Origin of the sequence: Paeniglutamicibacter gangotriensis Lz1y, assembly GCF_000348945.1 — a bacterium.
Taxonomy (GTDB): Bacteria; Actinomycetota; Actinomycetes; order Actinomycetales; family Micrococcaceae; genus Paeniglutamicibacter; species Paeniglutamicibacter gangotriensis.
This window is the reverse complement of record NZ_AOCK01000010.1, coordinates 17,233-30,053: the sequence shown is the minus strand read 5'-3', so window position 1 is coordinate 30,053 and position 12,821 is coordinate 17,233. Positions and strand designations below refer to the sequence as shown.

Annotated in this window: 10 protein-coding genes; 6 read left to right on the top strand and 4 right to left on the bottom strand. The window is 63.3% G+C overall.

Annotated elements, in window-relative coordinates; genetic code table 11:
* The first annotated feature begins 15 nt into the window (after positions 1–15).
* Entirely contained in the window at positions 16–1,269 is a 1,254-nt protein-coding gene (gene ilvA / locus ADIAG_RS15265; RefSeq protein WP_007272317.1) for a threonine ammonia-lyase, read from the top strand.
* A 61-nt stretch (positions 1,270–1,330) separates the two neighbouring features.
* On the opposite strand, the gene ADIAG_RS15260 is transcribed toward ilvA, so the two are convergent.
* Entirely contained in the window at positions 1,331–3,043 is a 1,713-nt protein-coding gene (locus ADIAG_RS15260) for an ABC1 kinase family protein (protein ID WP_007272316.1), read from the bottom strand.
* A gap of 5 nt (positions 3,044–3,048) precedes the next feature.
* Positions 3,049–3,594 (bottom strand): PadR family transcriptional regulator, encoded by a 546-nt coding sequence (locus tag ADIAG_RS15255; RefSeq protein ID WP_007272315.1) that lies wholly within the window; start codon positions 3,592–3,594, stop codon positions 3,049–3,051.
* Between the two features lie 338 nt (positions 3,595–3,932).
* Between ADIAG_RS15255 and ADIAG_RS15250 the strand changes: the two genes are divergently transcribed.
* The 5 genes from ADIAG_RS15250 to ADIAG_RS15230 all read left to right on the top strand — a co-directional run bounded on the left by ADIAG_RS15250 (position 3,933) and on the right by ADIAG_RS15230 (position 9,282).
* Positions 3,933–5,177, top strand: coding sequence for an NAD(P)/FAD-dependent oxidoreductase (locus ADIAG_RS15250; RefSeq protein WP_007272314.1), 1,245 nt, complete (start codon positions 3,933–3,935; stop codon positions 5,175–5,177).
* 206 nt (positions 5,178–5,383) lie between these two features.
* Positions 5,384–5,716: a cupin domain-containing protein gene (locus tag ADIAG_RS15245; RefSeq protein WP_321162830.1), complete on the top strand. Its 333-nt coding sequence runs from the start codon at positions 5,384–5,386 to the stop codon at positions 5,714–5,716.
* A gap of 721 nt (positions 5,717–6,437) precedes the next feature.
* A complete protein-coding gene (locus tag ADIAG_RS15240) occupies positions 6,438–6,674 on the top strand; it encodes a heavy-metal-associated domain-containing protein (RefSeq protein WP_007272312.1) in 237 nt (78 codons plus the stop codon).
* A gap of 126 nt (positions 6,675–6,800) precedes the next feature.
* Positions 6,801–8,807, top strand: coding sequence for a heavy metal translocating P-type ATPase (locus ADIAG_RS15235; RefSeq protein WP_007272311.1), 2,007 nt, complete (start codon positions 6,801–6,803; stop codon positions 8,805–8,807).
* Between the two features lie 49 nt (positions 8,808–8,856).
* On the top strand, positions 8,857–9,282 hold the full coding sequence (locus ADIAG_RS15230) for a cupin domain-containing protein (RefSeq protein WP_007272310.1): 426 nt from the start codon (positions 8,857–8,859) through the stop codon (positions 9,280–9,282).
* A gap of 225 nt (positions 9,283–9,507) precedes the next feature.
* Here the strand turns inward: ADIAG_RS15230 and ADIAG_RS15225 are convergent, their stop codons facing one another.
* A complete protein-coding gene (locus tag ADIAG_RS15225) occupies positions 9,508–11,034 on the bottom strand; it encodes an alanine/glycine:cation symporter family protein (RefSeq protein WP_007272309.1) in 1,527 nt (508 codons plus the stop codon).
* Between the two features lie 250 nt (positions 11,035–11,284).
* Positions 11,285–12,682, bottom strand: coding sequence for a M16 family metallopeptidase (locus tag ADIAG_RS15220; protein WP_007272308.1), 1,398 nt, complete (start codon positions 12,680–12,682; stop codon positions 11,285–11,287).
* Positions 12,683–12,821: the final 139 nt, after the last annotated feature.

The following is a 12,821-nucleotide window of genomic DNA, read 5'->3' as shown; positions in this document are numbered from 1 at the left end:
TGAAGGAGTCTGAATATGAGCGATTCGAATCCGGGCAATGAGGGCAGCTCGCCAATCCGGTTGGCGGCCATCGAACAGGCCAGGAAGTTACTGGACGGCGTGAGTGCGTGCACACCGATCGAGAGCAGCGCCTCGCTCAGTGCCGTTGTCGGCGCCACGGTTTTTCTCAAGTGCGAGAACCTCCAACGGACCGGATCGTTCAAGCTTCGTGGTGCGTTCACCCGGCTCGCAGCGCTGAGCGAGGCCGAGCGCAAGCGGGGCGTGATCGCTGCCAGCGCGGGCAACCATGCCCAGGGCGTGGCCTTCGCGGCACGCGAACTGGGGATTGAGTGCATGGTCTTTATGCCCGTCGGAGCCGCGCTTCCCAAGATCACGGCCACCCGCGGTTATGGCGCCGAGGTGCGGCTGGCCGGGGAAGATTTGGCCCAGTCCATCGATCTGGCCAAGGCCGAAGCGGCAACACACGGATACATCTTCATTCCGCCCTTTGACCATCCGGATATCATCGCCGGCCAAGCCACCTTGGGCTTGGAAGTCCTGGAACAGGTCCCGGATGTCGCCACCATCATCGTTCCCACCGGTGGCGGGGGCCTGCTGGCCGGAGTGGCAAGCGCCTTGCATCTTTCCGGGTCCGGCGCCCGGGTCATTGGGGTGCAGGCCGAGGGGGCCGCTGCGTTCCCGGCATCCCTGGCCCAGGGCATGCCGGTACGCCTGGCCAAGATGGCGACTCTCGCCGACGGGATCGCGGTGCCCGAGCCCAGCGAGTTGACCCTGGGTATCGTGCGCGATCATGTAGCGGAGATTCGCACGGTCAGCGAGGAACAGATCGGTGAGGCGATGCTGTTCTTGAACGAGCGGGCCAAGCTGGTCGTGGAGCCCTCCGGAGCCGCGGGTGTTGCGGCCCTGCTCGGCGGCGCCGAGGGCCTTGAGGAACCCATCGTGGTGGTCCTCTCCGGCGGGAACGTGGACACCCTGGTGCTTAATCGGGTGCTGCAGCACGGCCTGGTCGCGGCCGGGCGCTTCATGCAGATGATCGTGCGTGTTCCCGACCGTCCAGGATCTCTGGTCACGTTCCTCACCGCGCTGGCGGAAACCGAATGCAACGTGGTCAGTGTCGAGCACGAGCGAACCAGCAGCGGGCTGGCGGCATCCGAGGTGCAGATAGGCGTCAAGGTCGAGACCAAGGGGCAGGACCACCAGGTGGAAATCATTTCCGAGCTCAAGCGACTCGGATACGAGGTCGCATTTCCTGCGCTTGAACAAGCCTGAGAATTGGAATCCGGGTCATCGTGAGCCGAACACCCTGAGAGAAACCCCCGCCGGTGCTCGATTAGGGTCCGCGGCGCCCCACCCAGAGCCCGTGCACAAACGGCAGCACGCAGGCGATCATCAGCACGTTGCCCAGGACCGAATCATCGGCCCGGATGATGGCACCGGCAAGGAGCAATACGCCCGCGACGCCCATGGACAACGCGCGCGCTCCGGTGCGCTGTAAAAGGACCATCTGGCGTTCGAGCCGGGGCGTGGAGACCCTGATCGACCCATCCTCGATCTGGGTGAGCAGGGAATCGACGCGCCCGGGCAGGCGCAGGGCAGTGGTTGCTGCGTCCAGCGCCTGTTTGCCCACGTCGGCGATGATGTTCCCGCGTTCGTCGCGCAGCAGCTGCGCGGCGTAGGGTTCGACAGAGTCCCACAGATTGAACTTTTCATCCAGTGAGCTGCACACCCCCGAAACCAGCGACATTGCGCGGATGATCAGCAGGAAGTTCTCCGGAAGCTGAAAGGGCAGCGAGCGGACCACGTCGCCGAACTCGACGGCGAAGTCACGGAACTCGCGGGGATCGACCTCTTTCAGCTCGGCAAAGCCCAGCCCGCCGAAGCGGGCAAAGAGCTGGGTCATCGCCCGCTCGAGCTCGGCGGTGTCGGCGCCGGAGATCAGCACCCCGACGTCGCTGATCGCCCGCACCAGGCCCTTGCCGTCTCGCCCCGCTGCGGCGATCAGCAGCTTGCGCAGCCCGGCGCGCGTGCTGGTGGGAACCTCTCCCATCATGCCGAAGTCAATGAAGGTCAGCTTCCACGGATGTTCCGAGGAGCCATCGGTGACCGGGGTGACGAAGATGTTCCCGGGGTGCGGATCAGCGTGGAAGAACCCGTTGATGAACATCTGGTCGAACATCACCGAGGCAAAGACCGGGGCGACCTCCGCCGGGGCGATGCCCGCTGCGGCCAGTCCTTGGGCATCGGTGATCTTGATGGCGGTGACGTCTTCCAAAGTGAGCACCCGGCGGGTGCAGCGCTCCCATGCGACCAGGGGGGCCTCGACCCGCTCGTCGTGCTCGAAGTCCGCGGCGAAGCGCTCGGAGTTCGCGGCCTCCTTGAGGTAGTCGATCTCCTCGAGGCTGGTTTGGGCGAATTCTTCGACCAAAGCGGGCATGTCCGCCCGCTTGGAGACGATGCGCACGTGGCTGAGCCAGCCGCCGACCTTGCGCAGGGCCGCCAGATCGACCTCGACGATCTTGTCGATGCCCGGGCGTTGCACCTTCACCACCACGGTGTCCAACCCGGTATCCGCAGCATCTGCCGGAAGCAGCCGTGCCCGGTGGGCCTGGCCCAGGGATGCTGCGGCGATCGGGACTTCGTCGAAGGACGCGAACAGCCTTTCCAACGGGGCACCGAGCTCGGCCTCGGCCAAGGCGCGGATGGCCGGGAACGGGACAGGCGGGACTTCGTCCTGCAGCCCTTCAAGTTCCGCGGTGATTTCCGGCGGGAGTACATCCAGGCGCGAGGACATGAACTGGCCGACCTTGATCATCAGTCCGCCCAGCTCCACGGCTAGTGCGTGGAAACGCTGGGCGAAGCGGCGCATCCGCTTGGTGCGGGTGGCCTCTGAGATCTTGACCAGTCCGATGCGTGGCAGTGCCAGTTCAAAGAACCAGATGATCGCGAGGTAATACGCAGAGAAACGCAGGATGCGCCGGTAGCGGGCCCGGGTGTTGCCGGGCCCTGCTACCGGATCAGCACGGCCCCGGCGAACCGATGCCATTCCCCCTAGCCCTGGGCGAGAATCGAGTACAGGCGGCGGCGTGCCTCCTCAAGCACGGCCACGGCCTCCTTGACCTGCTCCTGGGAGCCGCTGCGGCCGACCTGCGCGGCAGCCTGCGCCAGTTCCATTCCGGCCTTGGGCAGCGCTGCGAAACGGGAGCCGGTTTCCGGTGCGCTCGGCGCCCACGGTGTCGAGGCCCCGGAAGCCTCCACTTCCTCACGGCCTGCATCGGTGAGTGAGTAGATCTTGCGTCCCTCAGACTCCTCGGTGCTCACGAACCCCTCATCCGCGAGCAACTGAAGCGTCGGGTAGACCGACCCGGGGCTGGGCTTCCAGCTGCCGTCGGTGCGCTCTTCGATCTCACGGATGATCTGGTAGCCGTGCATGGGGCGCTCGGCCAGCAGGGAGAGCACTGCGGCGCGCACCTCACCGCGGCCGGCGCGGGTTGCCGAGGGCTTTTCGAAGCGTGAACGCAACTCGTCCAGGGCTTCCTGCAGACGGCCTTCGAAATTGGCACCGGGGAATCCGCCGGTGGGGTATGAATTGCGCATGGCTCTCCTTGGGATTTACTACGAACGATACATAGCGATACTCAACGATACATCTTCCGATATGGGTAGAACAATAGTTCCGACGTCGGATCCGAACGTCTTCAAAGACACGCCAATGCTGTTGGAACCAAGGAAACGAAGCACGGAAGTCCAGTTCCCCCCCAAGCCCTCCCCCGCAAAAGACGGGCTTCGGAGCCGCACCGTGTCCACCCTTGGCTGGGGTTGCCAAAGCCTCGACACCCTCCGTACCCACGAGTGTATGGTTCACCTATCGGCGGGTCAGGGCCACACGCCGCGTTCAGGTGTGGTGGCCCCAACCCCCACTGAAGGAGGAATACATGGCCACCGAGCAGGTGTTTGTCGTTGTTGGCGCGGGGCAAGCCGCTGGCACCGCAATCCAGAAGTTGCGTGATGAAGGGTTCGACGGGCGGATCGTGCTCGTGGGAGCCGAAAACCACCTCCCCTATGAACGCCCACCCTTGTCGAAGTCCTATCTGAAGGGCGAGGGGTGGCAGTCCCATAAATCACTCCGCGGCCAACAGTGGTACAACACCCAGAATGTCGAGCTTCGCCTGGGGACACGAGCCACATCGATGCGAAGCACAGACCACCAGCTCATACTTGATGACGGAACGATACTGGGTTACGACAAGCTCCTGATTGCCACCGGCTCCAAAACCCGCCGGTTGGACGTGCCCGGAGCCGAACTGGCCGGCGTGCACTACCTACGGACCCTGGAAGACTCCGAAGCGTTGGGAACAGCCTTGAACAAGGCACCGAACGTCGTGGTCATCGGTGCCAGCTGGATAGGACTTGAAGCTGCCGTGGCGGCCCGCCAGAAGGGATGCCATGTCACGGTGATCGGTCCGGGCGAGGTCCCGCTGCAGGCTTCCATGGGGGCACTGCTGGGAGGGTATTTCGAGGACCTCCATCGTGGTCATGGTGTCGAATTCCAGTTGGGACGGCGTGTGGTGGGTTTGCAGGGAACCGGTCGGGTCGCCTCCGTCATGGCCGATGACGGCAGCGAGTTCGAAGCAGACATCGTGATCGCAGGAGTCGGGGTAGAGCCCGAGGCCGGCTTCGTCGAGGAGCGGTTGCTCTCCGAGGACGGCGGCATCCGCGTTGACCCGCAGATGAGGACCGAGGACCTGGATGTTTTCGCTGCCGGCGACATCGCCAGCGTGGCCAACCCGCTCTACGGTCGCCGGATGCGCGTTGAGCACTGGAACAACGCCTTGATGGAAGGAAAGATTGCGGCACAGTCGATGCTGGGACTGCCCTCCGCCTTCGATCCGGCACCTTTTTTCTTCAGCGACCAGTACGACTGCGCCATGGAGTACGCCGGCTGGGTGAATGCCCGAACCGCCGGGGACCCTCTGATCCGCGGCGACCTGGCCGCGCACAAGTTCCATGCATTCTGGATCGTTGACAACGTGGTTGTCGCCGGCATGCACGTCAACGCCTGGGATGAGGGCCTCGCACCGGTCCAGGAGCTGATCCGTGCCCGAACCAAGGTGGACCCCGCAGAGCTTTCCGACACGACCGCGCCTCTTGCGCGGCTGGTGGAGACCCCAGGGGCGTAGCCAATTCTTGCTCCGTAGTCAGATCTATCCAGGCTCCGGGTTGAACCCGTGAAGACATTGTCGCGAAGCAGGTATTTGCGTCGCAGAGACCGCCGAAAGTACCGATGGGCTATGCTCAAGACAAGTGGCACTGACTTGGCTCGGAGGCAAGCATGAGGCGAAAAACGTCATTGACGGCGTTGGCACGGCACGAGTTGGAACATGCAATGTCAGCCGCCAGCGGCCGCAGTGCAGCCACGGTGCAAGGTGGCCACGACAGGATGCTGCGCCAAACCGTCATCGGGATACGCGCGGGCGAATCACTGAAGGTCGGCGAAAGCCCAAGCGAAGCCACACTGCAGGTACTGACCGGCAGGGTCATCCTGCACTCCGGCGGACGGCAGTCACCAGGCTGGATCGGTGACCTGCTGATCGTCCCCGATGCTCCGCACTCCCTTGAAGCGGTCGAGAACTCAGCGGTTCTGCTCACTGTGGCCAAAAGGATGCCTGCACTGCCCGATCTAGTCCTTGCTGCCGCATCGGATGCCGGGCTGCAGTAATTCGTTCGGACCTCGAAACGATCTTCGGCTGCACGGCCCTCACGTTGATCCCCTGGCTTTTGCCCAGGCAAATGGAGCCGGTCGTGCCATGCTGGCCCTACCGGTTGCCTTGAGCAGGAACCCTCCGCCTTCCAGCCGAATCGGACAGGCTCAGTGATCCCTCGTTACTGGGGTCTGCCGCAGGGCAAGTGCTGGCTGCATCTGGCCAGAAATGCTCGCGATAAACAAGTCCAAGCACCACGAGCGGCGCTCATTCCCTCTCAGGGTTAGCTGAGCCAAGATACCTCGATCGATTCAAAAGCCGATTCGTTGCCGCTCCCCCACTGCCTCGAGGGATCTGAGGCTCCCGCGACGCCGCGACATGCGCGATCCCCGCCCATTCCACGCCGGGTGCCCGACGTGGTCCCAAGCCAGAGGAACCCCTGATCGGCAACCGCTGCCCTGATGCGGACCTGCGGCCGAGAACCGCCTCGAGACCAAGGCTGACCCTGGGGATCACCTCGCACGCCATGCTCCTCGCAGCGAGGATCCCCCTTGCCGGATCGAGCACTTAAAGTAATGCTGACGTGCGAATAAACAAACCAAGCAGACTTGATCAAGGTCAAGGCAACGCAAATGCTTCAAGGGTAGCCTGAGGGCAATGGACATGGACACCGATGTCCGACCCGGCTTTTCTGTTGGCACCGCGCCAACGGGACCGAATACAAAGGAAGTCAACACGATGAGCACCGCAAACACCACCACACACACCCTTCTGCGCGCCGAAGGATTCTCCTGCCCCTCTTGCGTGAACAAGATCGAGAAGCAGGTCGGCCGCATGAAGGGTGTGGAGAAAGTGAAGGTCCACTTTGCTTCCGCCCGAGTCGAAGTCGACCATGACGAAGCCACGGCCTCCGTCGATGACATCATCGCCGTCATCGCCAAGGCAGGTTACAAGGCCGCTGCGTCGGCCTTCTGATTCCCTTCCCGCTTGGCCCGCAAGCCAAGAATCACGGGTCTTGCACGGCCACCTCCGAGGCGATCGGCCCATGGGGTCAGCCAGCCATCTCCAAACCTTCTTTGTTATCAGAAAGGTCGCCCCCCAGTGAACAAGTTCCAGAAGTGGGTTCACGGCAGCTGGTCCATCCCCCTGGTCTCCGGCATCCTCATCCTCGTTTCCTTCGGTTTGAAGCATCTCGCCGACAGCGCCTGGAACCGGACGCTCAGCGCACAGTGGTGGATCGATGCCGGTGAACATGCCACCAGCACCGCAAACGTCTTCACCCTCGCGGACGCCTTCATGCTCGCCGCGGCCGTCGTTGCCGGATACAAGATCGTGATTAGCGGGATCCGAGCCCTGACCGGCAAAATCATCGGGATTGACCTGCTCGTTTCGATCGCCGCGATCGGTGCCGTCATCATCGGCAACTTCTGGGAGGCCGCCGCCGTCACCTTCCTGTTCTCGATCGGCCACGCCCTGGAGGCGGCCACCATGAACAAGACACGTTCAGCCCTGGCCGAGCTGGTCGCCGTCGCCCCGGATACCGCCATCGTGCTGCGCGACGGTGAGCAGCAGGAAATTCCGGCCCGCCTGGTGAGGATGGGCGAGATCGTGCTAGTGAAGAACGGCGCGAAGGTTCCCGTGGACGGACAAATCGTCGCCGGCACCGGCGCCATCGACGAAGCCTCCATCACCGGGGAATCCATCCCGGTGGAGAAATCCAAATCGGACCATGTCTTCGCCGGCACCGTCTCGCGCGGCGGCTTCCTGCAAGTCCTGGCAACGGGCATCGGCGCGGACACCACGCTGGCTCGCATCATCCACCGCGTGGAGGAGGCCCAGGATGCCAAGGCCAAGACCCAGGCCTTCATGGACCGCTTCTCCACGTGGTACACCCCCGGTGTCATGGTCCTGGCGATACTCACCGGACTCATTACCGGTGACGTGGTGCTGGCCCTGACACTGTTGGTCATCGGTTGCCCCGGCGCCCTGGTGATCTCCATCCCCATCGCCATCGTTGCCGGGATCGGCCGCGCGGCCCGCAACGGCATCCTCATCAAGGGTGGCGAGTACCTGGAGACCTCCGCGAAGATCTCGGCGGTGGCCGTGGACAAGACCGGCACCCTCACCGAAGGCCGCCCCCAGCTTACCGACGTCGTGGTGCTTGATGCGGCACTGGACCGCACCGAGGTGCTGCGCTGGGCCGCAGCCGCCGAGGCCGGATCCGAGCACCCGCTCGCCCGGACTATCATGGATTCGGCATACGAGGCGGGCGTGGGCCCGGAGGGGATCCCCGGCGAAGTCATCCCGGTACCCGGCAAGGGCATCGTCTCCGATGTGGCCGGCCAACGGGTACTGATCGGCAACCCTGCCCTGCTGCTCCAATACGGCATCACCAAGGACGCCGGCGCCACGTCAGCCGCCCATGAGCTCGCCTCCGCGGGCAAGACCCCGATGATCGTCGCCGTGGACGGCCGTGTGATCGGAGTCGTCGCCGTCGCCGATAAGATCCGCGAGGACGCACCCGAGATGGTCGCTCGGCTGCACGCGGCCGGCGTCACCAAGGTCGTCATGCTCACCGGTGACACGCTCCTGGTGGCCGAATCCATCGGCAAGGCGACCGGTATCGATGAGATCCATGCCTCCATGCTTCCCGAGGACAAGCTCAACGCCGTGGCACAGCTGCAGCGTGAGGGCCACACGGTCGCGATGGTCGGTGACGGCGTGAACGACGCCCCTGCCCTGGCGATCGCGGATATCGGCGTAGCCATGGGCGCGGCCGGTTCGGCTGTGGCCGTGGAAACCGCGGACATCGCCTTGATGGGTGACAACCTCCTAAAGCTGCCCGAATCCATCAGCCTGGCCAAGCGCACCGTGAACGTGATGAAGCAGAACATCGTCATCTCATTGATCACCGTGGTGCTGCTGGTGGCGGGAGTCTTTGCCGGAGGGGTGACCATGTCTCTGGGCATGCTCGTTCATGAAGGTTCCGTGCTGGTGGTCATCATCAACGCCATGCGGCTGCTGCGAAACGCCCAAGGCGCCACGACCCTGTCGGAGTCCCAGCGCACCCCGGCAAGGCGCGAGACCGCCGAGGTCATGGGCGGCTAGGAAAGCAGACCAACCGCACTTTTAACCATCCTCGAAAGGGAAGAGCACCATGACTGAGAAAAATTTCACCATTTCCTCCAACATCGAGCACTTCACCATTGCGGACATCGCCAAGCAGAACCAGGATTTCCGCAAAGTCCTCTGGACCGGCCAACACTCGCAGATCGTGCTCATATCCGTCCCGGCCGGCGGGGAGATCGGGGACGAGGTGCATCCGGACACCGACCAGATCTTGAGCTTCATCTCCGGATACGGCGAAGCGGATCTGAACGGTGAAATCCACTCCGTGGACGCCGGGGACCAGTGCGCGGTTCCGGCAGGCACGCAACACAACTTCCGCAACACCGGAGAGGAGCCGTTGGTGCTTTATACGATCTACTCGCCGCCGGAACACGCAGCCGGTGCGTCTTACGCCACCAAGGAAGAAGCCGACAACGCCGAGGCCACCGGCCAGGACGAACCGCCGCACTCCTGAGTGCGGCGGCACCGTCGGCCGGCGTTGGTCGGTTTTGGGACCGCGGATTCGTTTCGTGCGTCCACCGATAAGGACAGCCCAAGAGGTTCACAGGTTCCTGTGCGCAGCCCATGGCAAACCAAAAAAGGTGGCCCTGTATCCGGGATTTCCCGGATACAGGGCCACCTTTTCAGGCATACTCTCTGGTTGGACCGAGGTCCGCGTGAGGGTTTGCGTCAGGAGTTGCTAGATGCGGTTTTGCTCTTGCTCGGCTTCCATCTTCAACCGTGTTTTGCGGGACATGTGGCTGGAGCCCTTGACGTCTCCGGACTTCCATTCGGCCCATCCCGGACGTTCCTTCATGAACTCTTCGATCTCGTCCTTGGTGGCCTCGAGCTTCGGGTCGTGCTTGAGGTACCAGCGGGTCTCGCGGGCGATCATTCCCGAGAGGATCAGCAGGCCGATGAGGTTCGGCAGTGCCATCAGGCCGTTCATCATGTCGGAGAAGTTCCACACCGCGACCAGCTCGGTGGTGCAGCCCACGTATACAACCAATGAGAAGACCACACGGAACGGCATGACCGCCTTGCGTCCGATCAGACGTTCGATGTTGCGCTCACCGTAGTAGCACCAGCCCAGGATCGTGGAGAAGGCGAACATGACCAGACCGATGGTCACGATCCAGTGGCCCCACTCCCCCGGCAGGCCGAAGGTGAACGCGTGCCCTGTCATAAGCGAGGCTTCGAGCTGCTCGCCGGTGTCCGGGTCGATGAAGTTCCAGGCGCCGGTGGTGATGATGACCAGGCCGGTGCAGGTGACCACGATAATGGTGTCGATGAAGGTCTGGGTCATGGAGACCAGGCCCTGACGCACCGGGTGGCTGGTCTGCGCTGCTGCCGCGGCGATGGCGGCCGAGCCCATGCCGGACTCGTTGGAGAAGATGCCGCGGGCCACGCCGAACTGCACCGCGATGATGATGGCCGAGCCGGCAAAGCCACCGACGGCCGAGGTGCCGGTGAAGGCCTCGGTAAAGATCTGGCCCAGGGCGGCGGGGATCTGGGTGACGTTGGCGAGCAGGATGTAGATGGCTGCACCGACGTAGAAGACGATCATGACCGGGACGAAGGCCGCGGTGACCCTGCCGATGGACTTGATGCCGCCCACGATCACCACCATGGCCAGCACTGTCAAAATGATGCCGGTGACCCAGGTCGGGACGCTGAAGGAGTTCTCGACGTTGGCCGAGATCGAGTTGCCCTGGGTCATGTTGCCGATGCCGAAGCAGGCAATGGTCGCCGCGATGGCGAAGAAGAGCGCCAGGAACTTACCGAACGGGCCCTTGATGCCGCGCTCAAGGTAGTACTGCGGTCCGCCGGACTTTTCCCCGGCGGTGTCGGTGCCGCGGAAGCGGACGCCCAGGTAAGCCTCCGAGTACTTCGCGGCCATGCCGACCAGGCCAGTGACCCACATCCAGAACAGTGCGCCGGGGCCACCGATGCCGATGGCCGTGGCGACGCCGACGATGTTACCGGTGCCGACCGTGGCCGCCAGCGCGGTGGTCAACGCCTGGAACTGGGAGATATCCCCTTCGGTTCCCGGGTCCTTGCGCTTGAGGATACCCAGACGCAACGCTGCGCCCAGCTTAATGAACTGCAATCCGCCGAGGCGGATGGTCAGATAAAGCCCGGTGCCCAACAGCAACGGGATGAGCATAAATGGCCCCCAGATGACACTGCTAATGTCACCGAAAAGTGTGGCGAGGTATTCTTCCATGGCTACGGATCCCATATCTTCTCGTGCGAGTGATGGATCATGACGGTGATCAGCGTCACAAAGCACCCATACTACTCGACAAAAACAACAATCCGGTGATCTGACGCACAAATGTCGGTGACATCTAGGATGAACGGTTTTTAATACGAGCCAAGCGGTGCCAACACTCCCCTAAACCACCAAAAAGACCGTCCCTCACCCGTTTTGCTGGGTAAGGAACGGTCTTTTGAAGACAAGATGCCTCAATCGATTACATGCCGAAGTCTGCCGGGCTGTCGAACGGGCCCACCACGGTGATGGTGCGCGGACGTGCGGCCAGCAACGCAGCCAATTCCTGCACCTGTGCCGGAGTGACGGCCTTGACGCGGTCCAGCGACTCGTCGATGTCGTGGAAGACACCGGTGACCAGCTCGGCGCGGCCCAGACGCGACATGCGCGATCCCGGATCTTCCAGGGCCAGCACCATACCGCCGGAGAGCTGACCGACTGCCTTGCGAAGCTCCTCATCGGTGATGCCATCGGCGGCCAGCTTGTCCAGCTCTTCGCCGAGCAGCTTGATGACGCGCTCGGTCTTGGCCGGGGCGCAGCCTGCATACATGCCGAAGTAGCCGGCATCGGAGTACGCGGCGGAGAACGAGTAGGTGGAGTACACCAGTCCGCGCTTCTCGCGGATCTCTTGGAACAGGCGCGAGGACATGCCGCCGCCGAGGATCGCGTTCAGCACGCTCATCACGTGCCGGCGTTCGTCGGTGGCCACGATGCCCGGGCAACCCATGATGATGTTGACCTGCTCGACGGGTCGGCGGATCACGTCGATGCGCTGGGAGCCGGTAATTTCCACCGGTACCGTGGAGCGGCGCGGCACCGGGGTGGCGCCTTCTTCCAGTTCCCAGCCTGCGGTGCGCAGTGCGGTGAGTACCTGTTCGCAGACTTCATCGTGGTCCACGGAGCCTGCCACGGTGATGACTAGTTCGTCGGGGGTGTAGTAACGCTGGTAGTGCTCCCAGACGGCCTCACGGTCGATGCCGGTGATGGCTTCGGGCGTGCCACCAATCGGGCGGCCCAGGGCGTGTTCGCCCATAACGGCCTCGACGAAGCGCTCGTGCGCAACATCCCCGGGATCATCTGCATCCATCGCGATCTCTTCGAGGATCACGTCGCGTTCTTGTTCCAGCTCATGGGGATCAATCACGGCGGAGGAAACCATGTCGGCGATGACGTCGATCGCCATGGGAAGGTCGGTGTCCAGCACGCGGGCGAAGTAGCAGGTGCTTTCCTTCGCCGTGGCGGCGTTTGACTCTCCTCCCACCTCATCAAAGGCGGAGGCGATTTCAAGGGCCGTGCGGCGCTTGGTGCCCTTGAACAGCAAGTGTTCAAGGAAGTGTGTGGAGCCGTGTTGCCCGTCATGCTCATCGCGGGAACCCACTGCCACCCAAAAACCAATGGTGGCCGAGCGTTGTCCGGGCATGGCCTCGGTCAGTACCCGAACGCCACCGGGCAGCACGGAGCGGCGCACTAGCGCCCCTCCGGCCTCCCCGTGGATGATCGTGGGGTCTCCGGTCTCGATGGGGGCCACGGTGTCGGAGACACCGCGATCCACTGCCTGAGCAGGGGTAACGCCGTCGAGCGGGAGGGGAATCATGACCACTGAGAATGTCCTTTGCTGTACACAGAAAATTTGGGATGGTCCGCGTCCTCAAAGGGCGCGAAGCACATTCCTCCATTCTTCCACAGTGCCGTCATTTAGCGGCTGGACTATGAGCCGACTCCTATTTGCGATTCCGTGC

Excerpts from the sequence above, each read along its gene's own strand:
- ADIAG_RS15255 (WP_007272315.1), bottom strand. The coding sequence starts at position 3,594 with ATGCGCAATTCATACCCCACCGGCGGATTCCCCGGTGCCAATTTCGAA.
- ADIAG_RS15230 (WP_007272310.1), top strand. The coding sequence starts at position 8,857 with ATGACTGAGAAAAATTTCACCATTTCCTCCAACATCGAGCACTTCACC.
- ADIAG_RS15260 (WP_007272316.1), bottom strand. The coding sequence starts at position 3,043 with ATGGCATCGGTTCGCCGGGGCCGTGCTGATCCGGTAGCAGGGCCCGGC.
- ADIAG_RS15250 (WP_007272314.1), top strand. The coding sequence starts at position 3,933 with ATGGCCACCGAGCAGGTGTTTGTCGTTGTTGGCGCGGGGCAAGCCGCT.
- ADIAG_RS15225 (WP_007272309.1), bottom strand. The coding sequence starts at position 11,034 with ATGGAAGAATACCTCGCCACACTTTTCGGTGACATTAGCAGTGTCATC.
- ADIAG_RS15245 (WP_321162830.1), top strand. The coding sequence starts at position 5,384 with ATGTCAGCCGCCAGCGGCCGCAGTGCAGCCACGGTGCAAGGTGGCCAC.
- ilvA (WP_007272317.1), top strand. The coding sequence starts at position 16 with ATGAGCGATTCGAATCCGGGCAATGAGGGCAGCTCGCCAATCCGGTTG.
- ADIAG_RS15240 (WP_007272312.1), top strand. The coding sequence starts at position 6,438 with ATGAGCACCGCAAACACCACCACACACACCCTTCTGCGCGCCGAAGGA.